Below are 17,193 nucleotides of genomic sequence, written 5' to 3'. Positions count from 1 at the left end.
AAGAAACAGCGCCCTATGACTCGCTCAGCCTTTGTTATTCGCCTTATGGTTCTTGGAGTTTGCAGCTTATTCGTTGCCTGTGGTGGCAGTGACGGCGACAGTGCTCCCCCAGTCAAAATATGCACACAGACCAGTCTATATTACTGCCCTGCCTCCGCCTTTAATGACCCTTTTGGTATCGCCCTGACCATAGCCTGGTATACCGGCCAATGCACGAGAGAAGTGTTTTGCGAGGAAGACGGTAACGTGCCCGACGTCGACCCGGATAACGGCATCATTGACGATGACTTTATCAGTAAAAACTGGACGACCCAGTCACTGCAAGAAAGAGAGCCCAATAATGAGTTTGAGCAGGCCACGCCCTTTATTCTCAGGCCCAGTAACGGCGTATTGATCACAGGAGAGCTTGACGCCGCAAGCGATAAAGCCGATATATTCGCCTTTATTATGGATGGTCAAATCACCGTCAGTATCTATTTGTGTTCAACGCCGAGCACCTGTACCCAGCCGTTTTACAATGGCCCCGACCTCTACATCGAGCTCTATAACGCCAATGAGGTGTTATTGGATAGCACAGAAACACCCAATGAACTGGGCCATGTATTTACTGGCCCGCAGTTATTGGATGGTGAGCAATATTTTATCGCCGTGCGTATCAGAGACGCTGCCATGGCTGCGCAAGAATATAAGTTAGTCATCACCGACTAATTTGAATCAAGGCCGTCACACCACGGTTAAGGTGCCACGATACATCTGCATCTGGCAGTGAAATGGATACTCTCCCGGAGCCAGGTCGGACAGCGTAACAGCTGTTAACTTGTCCAACTCCAGTTGCTCGCTGACTCCCAAGCTTGGGATCAGTAACATTTCCGAGCAGGGCGAGTGGTCCTTGCGCAAGAAATTAAGGGTCACAGTCTGATGTGCCGTCACCTGAATCGCCGAAGGAGTATAGACTCCGTCTTTAACCTCTATGGTCAGCGACTGCTCCTGCACCCGGGTTTGGGTCGGTTTGTAGAGCCAAAACCACCAGGCTATCAAGGCGATCAGTGCCAGTCCTAGAATGTTGATGATGATCATGCTTGTTTCTCCTTTGCCTTATGCGCAGTAAATAACCGCAGGCGGTTGGCGTTGCTAACAACCGTGAGGGAAGAAAAGGCCATGGCCGCACCGGCGATCACCGGGCTCAAAAGCATGCCAAAAAATGGATAGAGCACACCGGCGGCAATGGGAATGCCGGCAACATTATAAATAAAGGCACCAAAGAGGTTTTGCTTGATGTTTGTTAGGGTTGCCCTGCTCACGGCAATGGCATCGGCCAGACCATGGAGTGAGCCGCGCATTAGCGTGATATCGGCGCTTTCGATGGCCACATCCGTGCCTGTGCCAATGGCAAAGCCGACATCGGCCAAGGCCAAGGCCGGAGCATCGTTAATGCCATCGCCTGTCATCCCCACCAGCTCACCGCTCTGTTGCAGCTCTTTGACCTTGTTGGCCTTGTCTTCGGGCAGTACCTCGGCAAAAAACTCTTTAATGCCAGCTTTATGTGCCACCGCTGCGGCGGTTTCTTGATTATCACCGGTCAGCATAATGACACGAATGCCATTGTCTTGCAGACGTTCAATGGCGGCAATGGAGTCCTTTTTGATCGGATCGGCCACGGCAATAATGGCGGCCAGTTCACCATCGATAGCAAAAAACATCGGGGTTTTGGCCTGTTTCGCCAAGCCATGGGCGCGTTCGCTAAAATCGACAAGCGTGATGCCCTGTTGTTGCATCAGCTTGGCATTGCCAAAGAACAAGGTTTTATTATCGCAGCGCCCTTCTACTCCCAAACCGGTCAAAGCCTTGAAGGAGTCCACCGCTAACAACTCAACGTCCTGCTCCTTCGCCTTATCCACTATGGCCTGCGCCAGCGGGTGCTCGGAGCCGCTTTCCAGACTCGCCGCCAGTTGCAGTACCTCCTGCTGTTGATGGTTGTCGGCAATCACCAGGTCGGTGACCTGAGGGGTTCCTTCGGTGATGGTGCCGGTTTTATCCAGCACCATGGCGGTGATTTTTGAGGCGGTTTGCAAGGCTTCACCATTACGTATTAGCACCCCCGCTTCGGCGGCCTTGCCCACGCCCACCATGACCGACATGGGCGTTGCCAGCCCCAGGGCACAAGGACAGGCGATGATCAACACGGTAGTGGCGCAGACCATGGCCAGTGCCAGTGCTGGCTCGGGGCCAAAGTTCAACCAGGCCAGAGCCGTCAGTACGGCAATGATCATCACCACGGGCACAAAATAGGTGGCAATAACGTCGGCCAAACGGCCGATGGGCGGCTTGGAGTTTTGCGCCCGTTTAACCATATTGATAATGCGCGCCAGCGCCGTGTCTTTACCCACCCGGGTGGCCCGAAACTGTATCGAACCGGAGGTGTTTATGGTGCCAGCCGCCACTTCGTCGTCTTTAGACTTTTCAACGGGCATGGGCTCACCGGTCAGCATGGACTCATCGATAAAGGTATGGCCTTCACTGACCACACCATCAACGGGAATTTTCTCGCCGGGTTTGACCTTGACCAGATCGTCCAGCAAGACCTGGGCAATATTAATTTGTACTTCTTTATTATCGCGGATCACGGTCGCGGTTTTGGCCTGTAAGCCAATCAAGCGCTTAATGGCCTCGGATGTTTTGCCTCTGGCTTTTAATTCCAGTGCCAGACCGAGGTTAATCAGGCCAATGATCATGGCGGTGGCTTCAAAATACACATGCCGCGCCATGGGGGGAATGGCCTCGGGGATGGCCACCACCACCATGGAGTAAAGCCAGGCGGTGCCCGTGCCCAAGGCAATCAGGGTATCCATATTGGCATTATGGTTTTTAAAACTTTTCCAGGCACCGGTGTAAAAATGCTTACCGGAAAAATACATTACCGCCAGGGTGAGCAGGCCAACGCCTAACCAGGCTGCGCGTTGCATAGATGTGGTGACCGACATATCGCCGCCAAGCAGGCCAAACAGCATTAATGGAACACCCACCGACAAGGCAATCACCGTATCCCTGACCAGCTTTTTATAATAGGCTTTATCGGCAAGTTCTTTTTCACCTAGCAAGTCTTCATCGTTTTGCTCTTGCACCGCCTTGGCGTTATAGCCCGCCGACTCTACGGCGGCAATTAAGGCCTGGGTTGAGGCCGTGCCGGTAACCAACACGCTTCTGTCGGCAAAGTTCATCTGCGCACTTACCACGCCCGGCGTTTTTTTCAGCGCCGCCTCTATTTTACCAACGCAGCTGGCACAGCCGGCTCCTTCGATAAGCAGCTGTTGATTTACGTTCGACTCACTCACTTAGTTCTCCTTATTCGCACCCCAAAACTCACGTTACTAGCAAGTTCCGCTGCTTCCGCTCGTTTTATCGCTATTGTCGATGAAAGTGTAGACCTGTGAGTAGGACCAAGGTCAAACTTAAATCAATTAATTAAAATAAAAGGGTAAGCTTGAGTGCGTTTATTGGCTGGGATTCGCCAGTTAGGTAGAAAAATAGGGCCGCTGTTATAGCTTGTAAGCAAATTACTAAAGCGCCTGATTGCCACCCCTAAGCCCTTGTCTTAAGGTTATAAAAGCGGCTTTATTGCGCTTTAGAAAGACCTATTCGCAGCCTTGTTACCCAGTCGCATCCTTATCAACAACGGCGGTAACATACTGTTTTATCAATTAAATAAGCCATTAACCCAGCCGAATATTGGTCTTTCGCTGCATTTCTTTACTAAACAGCAATAAACAACTATAGCTATAGCCACGTTGAAACATTGCTGGCTGAATGAAGTCTGCCCGACAAACTGACACCAAGTCTGCCTGACAAACTGAAGTGAAATCCGCCGACAAAAGAATCATCCTCAAGGAGATTTTATGTTGATTTCACTGCTGCTCAGGTGTGCCTGCACCTGCTCTCGCCTTTTACTAACCAGTGCCGAAAAAGGCTCAACTAGAAAGACACGTAACCACTTACGCAAACTCAATATAATGGCGAGTGTTACCTTATTACTGGCCTGTTTGTATATTCCCAATTCCTACGCCGCGAGCAGCTGTGGCGGCGATGGCGAGCGCGCCTGCTGTGCCGGTACCTTTGAGGTCTGGCTTGGCCAGGCCTGTGATTACGGCAATGTTGAAGTCGCGGGTTGCTCCGGAGACTGTACCTGCGGCGGGCTAAATCCATTTGGCATTCAGGCATCGGGCACCTGTAAAGCCACCACTTCCTGTGGCGGCGAAGGACAAAGAGCCTGCTGCAATGGCCTGACGGAAACCACCACCTCGGGTGAGCTACGCGCCTGCAACTCAGGGTTAGTTCCCGTCGCTGGCTGCGCCGGTAATTGTTATTGTGGTGGCAGCATAGCCACGGGGCAAGTTGCTCAACACACCTGTGCGCCGGTGACCGAATGCGGCGGTGAAGGACAAAGAGCCTGCTGTGTTGGCGAACCAAATACCAACGGCGCGTGTAATTCTGGTTTAACCGAAATACCCGGATGCTCCGGGGATTGCAGTTGCGGCACGGTTGATCCCGCCGACTGGCTGGGCGGCATTCCCTCGCAATCCAGTGGTACTTGTGCACGTGTCGGCAGTGTCGCCATCGAAGAACCGCAAGCGGGCTGGAGCGCCAGCGAGGAGCCGCGAACCTGTGCCCTGCGCGGCTACGCCGACCTGCATAACCACCTGTTTGCCCATTTAGCCCATGGTGGCAGGACCTTTGCTGGTGAGTCGGCCCCGGTTGATGACTTTGGTCAATTTACCCTGGATGCAAGTAACAGCATTAATTCAGCAATGTCGCAACAGGAAGATCTCGACATCCACGGCACTCACACCATACTCGAGGGCTTGATTAACGGCGATACCGTCGGCGCCGGCACCAAGGACGGCTCGGTCGGTACGGGTGCGCCTCCGTATTTCAATAACTGGCCGACCTGGACCACTACCACCCACCAGCAAATGTACTACCCCTGGGTGGAACGTGCGTTTCGTGGCGGTATGCGCTTGACCACCATGTTGGCGGTCACCAATGAGGCGCTGTGCAAGTCCACCGAAGGCAGCGACTGCGCCAACTCCATGGGTCCCATAGACGCACAAATAGAGGCCGCCTATGATTTCCAACGCTTTATCGATGAAAACTGTGCTGCCGACCCGGCCTCCGGCTTTTGTGCCGGCGAAGCGGGCGCCAAAGAAGGCTGGTTCCGTATCGTCACCAGCCCCTTAGAAGCACGCCAGGTTATAAGTGAAGGCAAGCTCGCCGTGGTGCTGGGCATAGAGGTGGATAACCTCTTTAACTGTAAAGAACAAAATAGCAATCGTCCCGAAGCCAGCTGCCCCAATATGCGCGACAGCAATGGCGAGCTGATGCGCAACGAGCTTGGTGAGCCCATAGACACGGTGACAAAAGCGGTGAATCATTACTTCGACAAGGGCGTACGCCACTTCTTCCCCATTCATAATTTCGATAACGCCTTTGGCGGCGCCGCCACCTGGAACGACATTATCGCCGTCGGTAATGCCTATTCGGAGCAGCGCTGGTGGCATATAGAAGACTGTGGTGTGGGATATGGTGAGTACGGCAGCCGGCTGTCCGGCGGGCCCTTCGACGACCTGTTAAAACGATTAATCGGCGCTATCGGCTTTGACTCCGAGCTGCCCGTGCGCCCCATCTACCCCCTTTACCCCGCGTGCAACCGCTATGGTCTGAACCTCAGCGACACCGACCCAGGTCCGGATAAACGCGGGTTAGGTAGTGAGTTATTTTCGGCGCTGATGGATAAGGGCATGATCATAGATATCGACCATATGTCCCGTAAGTCACTGGACAACACCCTGGCCCTGACGCGCCTGTATGCGGGTGATGAAAATAATCCCTTAGCTTACTATCCCCTGGTGGCCAGCCATGTGCAGTTTTTTGATTTGCACCAGCGTACGTTCGGTGGCAACCAGGGCCGTCATGAGCGCATGCGCACCAAAGAGCAACTCGAAGCCATTCGTGATGGTGGCGGTATGATAGCGGCCATGACCAAGGACGATGTGCAAGACACGGCAATCAAGGGCTATAAGGTCACCTTGCCCTACTCAGAGCCGCTTTTTGGCGTAGCCATCAAGGATAACTGCCGTCATTCTTCCAGAACCTTTGCCCAAGCCTATCAGTATGCGGTGGATGTGATGGGCGGCCCCGTGGCTCTGGGCAGTGATTTTAATGGCGTCGCCGGTCATGTTGGCCCTCGCTTTGGCGCTAATGCCTGCGGCAGTGATATTCCTACCCTGGCACCCAGCGCCGATGTAGAACGCAGCGCCCAACTGCGCGAAAACAATAAACTTATCTACCCCTTTACCCTAGACGGCTATGGTACATTTGATAAGCAACTAAGCGGATTTAAAGCCTTTGACTTCAATGTCGATGGACTGGCCCATGTGGGTCTGCTGCCCGACCTGGTTAAAGACATGGAAAATATCGGTCTTGCCAAACCCTATAACGATGCCTTGTTTGAGTCGGCGGAGCAGTATATTCGCGTGTGGGAGCGTGCCCTGCGCATCACCGCCTTGAAAAACGGTAACCCTTTACCCGAAAGTCCCGCGGCGGAGCTTACCTGCCCTCGCAGCAATTTATGCCAGGGAGATAACAGCGTACCGGCGGGTATTAGTTGTCCGGCACAGGTGGTTAAAGAGTGCACCGGGCCTGATACCGAGGCACAATTTGCCGACCCCAGCGTGAGCGACGGCAGTTGTGGTGTGGCCACCTTCCAAGGTTGTATTCCAGGCTCAGGCTCGCTCTTTAGCGTGGGAGACAATGAGGTAACCTGCGCTGTGATGGACAGTGGCAGGAACACCGAAAGCTGTTTCTTTAACGTGACCATACAGGACACTCAGGAGCCGGAAATTACCGCCCCTGCCGATGTGCTCGCCGTGGAGTGTACCTCGCCCCAAGGTGCCTCCCCAGAACTCGGGCTGGCAAGTGCCGCTGATATCTGCGACCTAGCTCCAGTTATTAGCAACGATGCACTAAATATTATCCCCATTGGCGCCAATACCATCACCTGGACCGCCACCGATGGCAGCGATAACCAGGCCACGGCACCGCAGCTGGTGGAAATAGTCGATACCGTGCCCCCACAGATTAACTGCCCGCAAAACATAGTGGCCGAGTGCAGCGGCAACCGCTCTGCAACCCTGACCCCAGGCGCGGCAACCGGGTCAGATCTCTGTTCAACCACGGTGGCGCTAAGCCAGCCATCAACCCAGTCTTTCCCCATGGGGATCACCGAGCTCACCTACACCGCCACCGATGCTCAGACGCTGACCTCGAGCTGCACCAGTACGGTTAAGGTGGAAGATACGCTGGCACCACAATTCAACGACATCCTGGCCTCACCGCATATCCTCTGGCCGCCAAACCATGAAATGATTGACGTGGTGATCGCCCTTACGGTCAACGATGTCTGCGACAACAGCGTCCCCGTATGCCGCGTCACCGATATAAGCAGCAATGAGAGCAGCGATGGCAAGGGCGATGGCAGTACCGAGCCCGATTGGTCCTGGAATGCCAATCAAACCGGCACTACTTTGAACGTGCAACTGCGCGCCGAGCGAGAAGGCTCAGGCGACGGTCGCACCTACACCATCGACCTGGCCTGCAGCGATCTCAGTGGCAACACCAGTACGGCGCAAACCACAGTCTATGCGCCCAAAAATAACAATTAGTGTTAGAACATAAATTAAAGCCCGCAGCTGCGGGCTTTAATCTAACGGTGCTATACCCTTATTCATCGGCTAACGCGCTCAAGCCGAGTTAAAGCTATCGAAGTGGATAACGTTTTTATCGACGCCCATATTAACCAGGGTGGCTATGGTTTCATCCATCATGGCTTTAGGCCCACACATATAATAGTGCGCGGCTAACAGGGCTTCTTTATTCATATTATTGAACAACACCTGCTGGGCATAGCCGGTGGCGCCTAACCAATCCGGACCTGCTTGCGATAGCACAGGGGTGAAGCGGAAATTATCAAAGCGCTGGCTCAGGGCAAAAAACTCTTCCTGATAGAGCAGGTCTTCTTCATGGCGCGCACCAAAGTAGAAGTGAATTTCCTGCTTGCTATTGTTGGCCAACAGTAGCTCCTTGATGATCCCTCTCAGCGGCGCCATACCAGAGCCTGCGCCGATCACCACAATGGGTGCCTTGGTGTCTTGGTCAACATAGAACTCTTCGAATGGACCCAAAGCATCAACCGTATCACCTGGCGCCATGTTACATAGATAACTGGAACCCGAGCCCGCCGGCACGCCCTGTTGCGGGGCGCGATGATATTTAATGGCAAATACCAGCTCTTCGTCTAACTGGCTCACCGAGGTCAGTGAGTAGTTACGTGAGCAAGCCGCTCTGGGGTACTCGCTATTATCTTCCTCGTCCCAATAGGCTTTGTAATCGCTTGGAATATAGTGCGGCCTTGCCGGTACTTGCCCTTGGGAATAAAGAAACGCATAAAGGCACCGGCTTTATAAGCCAATGGCGGCCCCTGAACTTTAAATCGCAACTCCTTGATATCCGGGGTTACAAACTCACTGCCCACCAGGGTCAGCTCAACCTTTTTGGCATCGGTGACATCGAACAAGGTCATGTCTTGAACATCGTCACTAAAGTGTTGACAGGCTAACCTAAAGCCTTGTGCCAGCTCAGCTTGCGAGAAGTGTTGCTGGTCGGCGGAGGTAGCCTTAGGTGCGGGGTTAATCAACACCTTACAACGCCCACAGGTGCCACCGCCACCGCAGGTAGACGGCAGGGAAATATCATGGCCCGCGAGCCCATCTAACAGATTCGTCGCCGTAGAGAGCTCAAGCTGATCAAGCAACTGCTGTTCATGATCGAATATTTTCACCGACGTTCGCTTCGACAGCAGGGCGACCTTATACTGTCCACGGCGAATAAGATCTAAGGTCCAGATCAGCCCCGACAGCGACAACCACAAGGTAACAAAGGCGAACAGAATAATCTGGATATTGTTAAAGCTGCCCTCATTGCCGTAATCCATAAAGTGCAACATAAAGAAGATATCGGCGAAGCGCTTATGAGCATCGCTATGCCCGACCACGCGGCCCGACCCCGCCTCGATATAGACACTGGTTTGAATATCATCGTTAAAGTTCACCCGCCACGCGGCATTTTTCTGCTTGGGAAAGTCTTCAAGGGGTGGCTGTAGCAGGGTCACCTCTCCGACGCTGCCCGGGCCATTGTAGGATTGCTTGGCAAGTCGCGTGGCAAAGGCTGCATCTATGCTCACCTCATTACCCCGATAGGCGTCAAACAGGCTGTATTCGTTCTCAAAGTACGGGTACAGACCGCGCTTATGGGTAAGCAAATAATAGGGCTGACCGAGCAGTGCAATCTGCTTGAGCGATACACTGGGCTCGGCTTTTTCCAGCACGCTTCTTGGTTCGACCAAGGCCGACGAATCTATCTGCACTTGGTCATGCGCGTGGGCGCGATAGGTATGACCGCCGACCTTATGGTGATCCATCAAGTTAAAATAAAAGCCGCTGCCTAACCACAGCATAAACTGAACCCCCACGACCAGGGAGGTCCATTTGTGTATTGATCGTATCCACTGCATTAGACATCACCTCGTTGTAGTTGATTTTTTTGTTGGAGGTCTTGCGTTAAGGCATGCTCTTCTTCGTTCTTTTTGAACACCCTAAAGTACACCAGCACCATGCCGGCCAGGGCGGCCAAGATGCTAAACAGGGTCACCCAAAACAGCAATTGATTGTCTATTTCACTGTCTTCGTAATCCATCACGTGGAATCTAAACATCCAGTCGAACAAGCGCCACCATTGGTGTCGCTTGGCCAGCACCTCACCGCTTCGGGCGGAAATGTACAGCGCCGGGCTGCCCAGGTTGTCGAAATTCACGCGCCATGCTGGCAGTGCATTGTGCACCCGTCGACTCAACTCAAAGGGCGGGTTGTCGTCTATGTATTCAACACTTTCAACGTCACCGCTGCCGGTGTACTCGGACTTGGCTACCCTCACGGCTTCGTCTTTGCCCAAAGGCGAGAGCAAGACGCCGGTGTTGGCATCCACCAGATAGTGAACATCGTCTTGCACAAAGCGATACACGGGTTTATCCAGGTGCATCCCCAGCGAGAGCTTCTCCAAGCCCGTGTACTGAGCCCTTAACGAGCTCATGGGATAGTTGACCTGCTGCACCGCCACCTTGGTCTGATGGTTGTGAACCAAGGTGTCGCCGTGCACATAATCTATGTCAAAAAACACCATATAGGCCCCGGTAACCGACCAGATCACAAACTGAGAGCCCAAGAACAGCATCAGCCACTTGTGGTATTTTCGGCTGCTTTTTAGCAGGCTAAAGGGCGGTGTTTTGTCTGCCTCAAGGGCGCGAGCGCGCCAAATAAAGTAGACCGCCGGTAAGACCAGCAGGGTCAGCAACACCGCACTGAGCATGCCGCCCACCATGGGCGCGGCAATACGGCTCATCACCTCGGAGCCGGTTCCCGAACCATATAAGATGGGCATTAGGCCGATGATAATGGTGGCAACCGTCATCATTACCGGGCGAATACGCATGCCCGCCCCTTCCATAATGGCCGCTGTCAGCTGTGCTCTATCAAAGGCGATGCGCTGCTCTTTACAGCGTTCTCTGGCCTCCTTATAGGACTGGTTTAAATACACCAGCATAATCACGCCAATTTCAACCGCGACCCCGGCCAGGGCAATAAAGCCGACCCCTACGGCGACGGAGAAGTTAAAGCCCTCAAGGTACATCAACCATAGGCCGCCGATCATCGCCATGGGCAGGGTGATGATAATGATGCCGACTTCAACAAGGGATCTGAAGTTTAAGTAAAGCAGCACCACAATAATGGCCAGGGTGAGTGGCAAGACATAGGTCAGCTTATCTTTCGCTCGCTCCATGTACTCGTATTGTCCGGCCCAGTTGATCGAGTAACCCGCCGGTAAATCCAGGTTGGCAACCAAATGTGCCTTAGCATTTTCAACATAGGTGCCCACATCCACATCGGCGATATCGATAAAGGTCCAGCCATTAATACGGGCATTCTCACTCTTGATACCCGGCGGACCAATCTCGATACGAATATCGGCAACATCGCCAAGGGCAATGCGTTGTCCGTTTGGTGTCACCACAGGTAGGCGAGCAAGCTGCTCCGGCGAGTCACGGTAATCCTGCGGATAACGCAGGTTGACCGGGTAACGCTCCTGGCCTTCGATGGTTTGCGTCACATTCATGCCGCCGATGGCGGTCGAAACCACCTGCTGCACATCTTCAATGTTTAACCCGAAGCGGCTCGCTTTTTCCCGTGAGATATCCACCTTGATATAACGGCCGCCGGCGACGCGCTCGGAGTAAACCGAGGCGGTGCCTTGCACCTGAGGCAAGAGCTGCTCAATTTGCTGACCTATGTCTTGAATGACATCCAATCTCGGTCCCGCGACCTTGATACCCACTGGGGTTTTAATGCCGGTTGCCAGCATATCGATACGGGTTTTAATCGGCATCACCCAGGCGTTGGTTAGGCCGGGGAATTTCACCAATTTATCAAATTCCGCTTTCAGGCTTTCGGTGGTCACGCCTTCGCGCCACTGATCGCGCGGTTTAAGCTGAATAAAGGTTTCAATCATGGTCAGCGGCGCCGGATCCGTCGCCGTTTCCGCTCGCCCAACTTTACCGAACACAGTCTCCACCTCTGGCACGGTGCGGATCAGCCTGTCGGTTTGTTGCAACAACTCCCGGGCCTTACCAATGGAAATACCCGGGTAGGTGGTTGGCATATACATCAAATCCCCTTCATCCAAAGGCGGAATGAACTCACTGCCAATTTTGTCTACCGGGTAGAATCCTACCAGGGTCAAGGCAAGGGCCAGCACCAGGGTGAGTTTCGGGAACTTCATCACCTGCGCCAGCACCGGCTTATAGGTGGCAATCAACAAACGGTTGAGCGGGTTTTTCTTTTCCGAGACCACCTTGCCGCGAATAAAGTAACCCATCAATACCGGCACCAGGGTAATGGCCAAACCGGCAGACGCCGCCATGGCATAGGTTTTGGTATACGCCAGCGGCGCAAACATACGCCCTTCCTGTGCTTCAAGAATAAACACCGGCAGGAAAGACACTGTGATGATCAGCAAGCTAAAGAACAGCGCCGGCCCCACTTCGGAGGCGGCCTTGGCCACGATTTCCCAGCGGTTTTCGTTGGTCAGGGGCGTTTTTTCCATGTGTTTGTGCATGTTTTCTATCATCACGATAGCACCATCGGTCATGGCACCAATGGCAATGGCGATACCGCCCAGGGACATAATATTGGCATTGATCCCCTGCATATACATGATGATAAAGGACACCAAAATGCCCAGCGGCAAGGTAACCACCGCCACGATGGAGGAGCGTAAATGGAACAGGAAGGCCACACAGACCAGTGCCACAATGGCCAGTTCTTCTGCGAGCTTGCTCCAAAGGTTATCAACCGCGCTTTCGATCAGTTTGGAACGGTCATACACGGTGACAATCTCAACCCCTTCCGGCAGCGACGACTTCAAGGATTCGAGCTTTTCTTTGACCCCATCTATGGTTTGTTGAGCGTTTTCACCAAAGCGCATCACCACTACGCCGCCAACCACTTCGCCTTCGCCGTTTAATTCCGCGATACCACGGCGCATTTGCGGCCCCAGGCTGACATTGGCCAGATCACCTATACGCAGCGGCGTACCTTGTTCATTTATACCCAGGGGGATTTTTTCAATGTCACTGACGGACTTAATATAGCCGGTGGCGGTCACCATATACTCGGCTTCGGCCAGCTCGACCACGGAGGCCCCCGTTTCCTTGTTACCGCGCTGCAAGGCCACCTGAATTTGCGCCAGCGGTACGTTGTAGGCACGCAGCTTATCAGGGTCAACCTGCACCTGGTACTGCTTCACCATACCGCCCACGGCCGCCACTTCGGAAACGCCGGGCACGGTTTGCAGCTCATACTTCAAGAACCAATCCTGAATACTGCGCAACTGACTTAAATCATGGTTACCGGTTTTATCCTCCAAGGCATAGATATACACCCAACCCACACCGGTGGCATCCGGGCCCAGTTGCGGTTTGGCCGTCTCCGGCAGGCTAGAAGCCACCTGGCTTAGGTACTCCAGCACCCGCGAGCGTGCCCAATACAAATCGGTGTCATCATCAAAGATGATGTAAACATAGGAGTCACCAAAAAAAGAAAAACCGCGCACCGTTTGTGCACCGGGCACCGACAACATGGCCGTGGTCAGCGGAAAGGTGACCTGATCCTGGACCACCTGAGGCGCCTGCCCTGGGTAGCTGGTTTTAATGATCACCTGCACATCGGAGAGATCCGGAATGGCATCAACCGGGGTGTTCTTCAGCGAGTACAAGCCGCCAAAGGCTATGATCAGGGTGATCAGCAAGACAAAGAAACGATTGCCTACCGACCAGCGAATTATTGATTCAATCATAACTACTTCCCTCTACTTAATGCGCTGAGTGATCAACAGCATCTTGCTGTTGCGTATTATCAGCGAGAGAGATTTCGGTGATGACAAAGTCGTCTCTGATTTCAAAGGTAAACATCACTTCATCGCCTTCGTTAAAAGCAGAGATATCGACATCCTCGGCAAGCATAAAGTCCATGGTCGCCGCCGGGCGGCCCCATTTTTCAATTGGTCCGCGGCTGATGTTCATGATGCGGTTTTGCGCATCAACAAGGTTTATCACCCCCATCACGGTGGCACTGGACACCTCGGGCTCGGTCATGATGTGAATACCGGTTAGCTCATAGCCGCCGTCATCGGTTTTGGTCACTTCAAAATGCAACGTCTGACCCGATTTTAAGGCGTCAATATCCACCGAGTCTGCCACGGTAAAGTCCATGGTCATCTCTGGCCAGTCCCATTCTTTTGCCGGTCCGTGGGTGATGTTCACCATGCGATGACCCGCCATGACACTGTTCACTTCCCCTTCCATCCATACCGATGTAGGCACTTCGTCGTGATACATGCGTTTGAAATCCGAGCTCTTGCTTGATTCCGAGTCAATTAAGAATTGCGCTGAGGTCACCACCACATCGCCCTCTTCAAGACCCGTTAGTATCTCCACCTCGTTCTCGCCCACTCGACCTAGGGTTACCGCGACCGATTTAAACTGGCCGTCACCAAAATCCAGAACGACACGATCTTGCTGTCCGGTTCTGATCACCGATTCTTTTGGCACCACCATGGTATTGCCGGTTTGCTCTGCCTGCAGCGACACCTGCGCGAACATATTCGGCTTAAGCAAATAGCCTGGATTATCAAATTTCAATCGCACCCGCAGGGTACGCGTTTGGCTGTTAAGGGTGGGATAAACATAATCAACCACACCGTGCCATTCTTTACTGGGTAAATAATCCAGTGTCATCGACACCGGCAGGCCTTTTTTAATGACATCGGCATCGCGCTCGAACACCTCCGCCTCAACCCACACCTGATCCAGCTTAGCAATACTCATCAGCGTGGTACCGGGCTGCACATAAAACCCTTCACGCACTTGCAAGCCATCCACAACCCCTTGTTGTGGCGAATAAAAAGTAACGGTTTGGCGCACCTTGCCGGTACGCTCCAGCTCATCAATAAACTCCGAAGACATGTGCAACGCCTTTAAACGCTCTCTGGCTGCAACGGCCAAAGAGCCACTGCTATGCTTTAAGGCGATCAGAAACTCTTCCTGGGCATTGACCAGTTGCGGCGAGTAAAGGGTGTATAACGCCTGCCCCTTATCCACCGGGTTACCGGCGGCTTTGACGTAGAGCTTTTCTATCCAGCCATCAACACGGGGGTGAATATGGATCAGTTCGTCTTCATCATATTGGACATAGCCCACGGTGGAGATATTGGTTTGCATTGTTTTCACTTGCACCGGCGCGGTGCGCACGCCCAAATTATGGATCACGTTCGGAGAGATTTTTACCGCGCCTGGGCCAATATCACTGCCCGACTCTTCTTCCTCGTAAACGGGCACCAGGTCCATCCCCATGGGTGATTTACCAGGCTGATCACGACGATAATTGGAGTCCATGGGCGCCACCCAATAAAGCGGCTTCTTTTCCCCTGAGTCGGCGACTGTTCCGCTAGTGTCAGACTCTTGGCTGTGAAACAAACTCATGCCCCCGACTCCGATCAAGGCACCAATGATCACGGCGATAATCGTTTTGTTGTTAGACGACATTATTCTTCTCCAATTCGGTGTGTATGTATGGACTCGCTGTTGGTTTGCTGTTGTGGTTGGTAGCGAGCCATAAAGTAATTGATTCGGGCAACGGTTTTAAGCAGGTTAACGTCAATATTAAGTGCCGAAATACGGGCATTTAACACGGCGATACGGGCCCGAACGACCTCGGCAAAATCACCATCATCATTGGTGTACGCATTGAGCGATGCATCTGCCTGTTCTTGTGTTTGTTTAAGTAACAGCTCGCCGTAGAGCGCCTTTCTGTCGGACAAGCGCTTTAACTGCTTGAGCTCTTTTTCCACGGCGCTGATCATTTGCTTGAGCAGCAGTAACTTCTCTGTTTTTACCGACTCAGACTCGGCGATTGAGGCGGCCACTTGTTTATCCTGGTTATTCTCGGTGAAAATCGGCAGGTCAAAGGTAACGCCCACAGAGAAAAAGTCGGCGCGACTATCGCCGGAAGGCATATCGCCCCGGTAGCCGTAGCCGGCGTTGACGCCCCATTGAGGCTTATAGCTCTGCTCGGCCAGCTGCACGCCTTTTTCTGACACCTGCTGTTTCACATCTATGGCCATGAGGGCGGGATGATAAGCCAACTCGCCGGCAAGGCGCTGGCGGGAATAATCGGATGCCTTAAACAGTTCGGCATTTAACAGCTGCAGTGTAGGCAACTGGTTTGATACCTCAAAAGCGAAGGTGCTTGGGTTGTCATCGAATGTGATTGCAAACTCATCTTCATGGTAGATATGAAGCCATTCGTTGAGCTGCGCCAACAGGGTATCGAGTTTTTGCTTTTCTACCGTCAACCTGTCTTCGAGTTGCACAATTTCCAGTTCGGCGCGAATAACATCCTGCTGGCGCGTCTTACCAATCACATTGGAGTAGCTAATCATCGCCACCTCGGCAATTTGCTCAAACAGCGCTCTGTCGCCCTTGATAAGCTCTATTGTGCGCTGCGCCAGGTAAGCGTCTAACCACAGCTCTGATACCTTGCTTTGAAGCTGCGCTTTACGGTTCGCGCGTAACAGCGGGTACTGGGTCGACTCGAGCTCAAGCTGGCTTTGTTTTAACTGCAAGCTATCACCGCGAGGGAACATTTGCGTCACGCCGACTTTCACTTGCGTCATCCCCTCTTGCTCAAACTCCCAGGTATCTACCGGCAGGTTCATTAAACCGAGGGAAACCTGAGGGTCGGGCAAAGCACCCGAGGCAATGCTCTTGTTTTCAATGGCTTGCTGTTTTAGGCGATTGCCATGCAACCAAGGGTCATTTTGTTGCGCCATCATGACCGCTTGTTCAAGGGTGAGCGCTTGCTGCGCCGTCGCCGCCTGCGAACTCGCGGCCACGGCGATAGCTAACAGCCAGGTAGCAAGGCTAACAGGATAGCTAGTCATTAGAACTGCTCCTCATAGGTCTTCACATGGGCGTAGACTTTGCTGCTGCCATCTTTGTAGAGGATAAGCACCTGATAGGGCGTAAACCTGTCACCCACTTCCATGCCGGGTGACCCTAGGGGCATGGCGGGAACCGACAGGCCGATGGCATCGGCGTGCTCTTCTTTTAGAAATTGCCGGATAAACTTCGCGGGAACATGGCCCTCAAAAGCAAAACCATCGCGTGAAATGGCACTATGGCAGGAGCGATAATTGGCGGCGATGCCAAGCTTGGTTTTGACCGGGCTGATATCCAGATAGTCTTTGGCATAGGTAATGAACCCCTCACTCTCGATATGGGAGATCCATTTTTTACAGCAACCGCAGGTCGGTGTTTTGTACACCAACAGCTCTAAAACATCATTGCCATTGCTTCGTTCATTGGCATGAACAACACTCGGTAAAAGCAGTACTAACACTGCTACTTTTAAAAACTTTTTAATCATTTTAGCCCCCAGCAAATGCTGGCTTTTCAACACGTTTACACGTGCATTA

General features: G+C 53.0%; 10 protein-coding genes and 1 pseudogene. 2 read left to right on the top strand and 9 right to left on the bottom strand.

The annotated features are described in order from the left end of the window. The first annotated feature begins 15 nt into the window (after positions 1 to 15). Entirely contained in the window at positions 16 to 708 is a 693-nt protein-coding gene (locus tag C2M17_RS11580; protein ID WP_105200924.1) for a hypothetical protein, read from the top strand. Between the two features lie 15 nt (positions 709 to 723). On the opposite strand, the gene C2M17_RS11575 is transcribed toward C2M17_RS11580, so the two are convergent. Both C2M17_RS11575 and C2M17_RS11570 read right to left on the bottom strand, forming a co-directional pair. Further along, positions 724 to 1,077 (bottom strand): cupredoxin domain-containing protein, encoded by a 354-nt coding sequence (locus C2M17_RS11575; protein WP_105200923.1) that lies wholly within the window; start codon positions 1,075 to 1,077, stop codon positions 724 to 726. Then, entirely contained in the window at positions 1,074 to 3,332 is a 2,259-nt protein-coding gene (locus C2M17_RS11570; protein ID WP_105200922.1) for a heavy metal translocating P-type ATPase, read from the bottom strand. Before C2M17_RS11570 ends, C2M17_RS11575 begins: the two co-directional genes overlap by 4 nt. Positions 3,333 to 3,893: 561 nt before the next feature. Between C2M17_RS11570 and C2M17_RS11565 the strand changes: the two genes are divergently transcribed. Beyond that, positions 3,894 to 7,715, top strand: a complete 3,822-nt coding sequence (locus C2M17_RS11565) for an HYR domain-containing protein (RefSeq protein ID WP_105200921.1) — start codon at positions 3,894 to 3,896, stop codon at positions 7,713 to 7,715. A 78-nt stretch (positions 7,716 to 7,793) separates the two neighbouring features. Here the strand turns inward: C2M17_RS11565 and C2M17_RS16075 are convergent, their stop codons facing one another. The 7 genes and pseudogenes from C2M17_RS16075 to C2M17_RS11540 form a co-directional block, all read right to left on the bottom strand. Beyond that, on the bottom strand, positions 7,794 to 8,360 hold the full coding sequence (locus tag C2M17_RS16075) for a hypothetical protein (RefSeq protein ID WP_233997980.1): 567 nt from the start codon (positions 8,358 to 8,360) through the stop codon (positions 7,794 to 7,796). 5 nt (positions 8,361 to 8,365) lie between these two features. Further along, entirely contained in the window at positions 8,366 to 9,622 is a 1,257-nt protein-coding gene (locus C2M17_RS11560) for a 2Fe-2S iron-sulfur cluster-binding protein (protein WP_233997979.1), read from the bottom strand. After that, complete coding sequence (locus tag C2M17_RS16070) at positions 9,622 to 10,146, bottom strand: PepSY domain-containing protein (RefSeq protein ID WP_233997989.1); 525 nt, start codon at positions 10,144 to 10,146, stop codon at positions 9,622 to 9,624. Before C2M17_RS16070 ends, C2M17_RS11560 begins: the two co-directional genes overlap by 1 nt. 255 nt (positions 10,147 to 10,401) lie before the next feature. Then, positions 10,402 to 13,515, bottom strand: a pseudogene (locus tag C2M17_RS11555) (efflux RND transporter permease subunit); the annotation flags it as partial. Between the two features lie 16 nt (positions 13,516 to 13,531). After that, positions 13,532 to 15,262 carry an efflux RND transporter periplasmic adaptor subunit gene (locus C2M17_RS11550; RefSeq protein ID WP_105200920.1) on the bottom strand — a complete coding sequence of 577 codons (1,731 nt, stop codon included), beginning with the start codon at positions 15,260 to 15,262 and terminating at the stop codon, positions 13,532 to 13,534. Further along, positions 15,262 to 16,659, bottom strand: a complete 1,398-nt coding sequence (locus tag C2M17_RS11545; RefSeq protein ID WP_105200919.1) for a TolC family protein — start codon at positions 16,657 to 16,659, stop codon at positions 15,262 to 15,264. Before C2M17_RS11545 ends, C2M17_RS11550 begins: the two co-directional genes overlap by 1 nt. After that, positions 16,659 to 17,144 (bottom strand): DUF411 domain-containing protein, encoded by a 486-nt coding sequence (locus C2M17_RS11540; protein ID WP_105201089.1) that lies wholly within the window; start codon positions 17,142 to 17,144, stop codon positions 16,659 to 16,661. The genes C2M17_RS11545 and C2M17_RS11540 overlap by 1 nt, the downstream gene beginning before the upstream one ends. Positions 17,145 to 17,193 lie beyond the last annotated feature (49 nt).

Origin of the sequence: Pseudoalteromonas sp. T1lg10 (genome assembly GCF_002964545.1) — a bacterium.
GTDB lineage: Bacteria > Pseudomonadota > Gammaproteobacteria > Enterobacterales > Alteromonadaceae > Pseudoalteromonas.
Note: the sequence above shows the minus strand (reverse complement) of the source record. Positions and strands in the feature narration are given on the sequence as shown.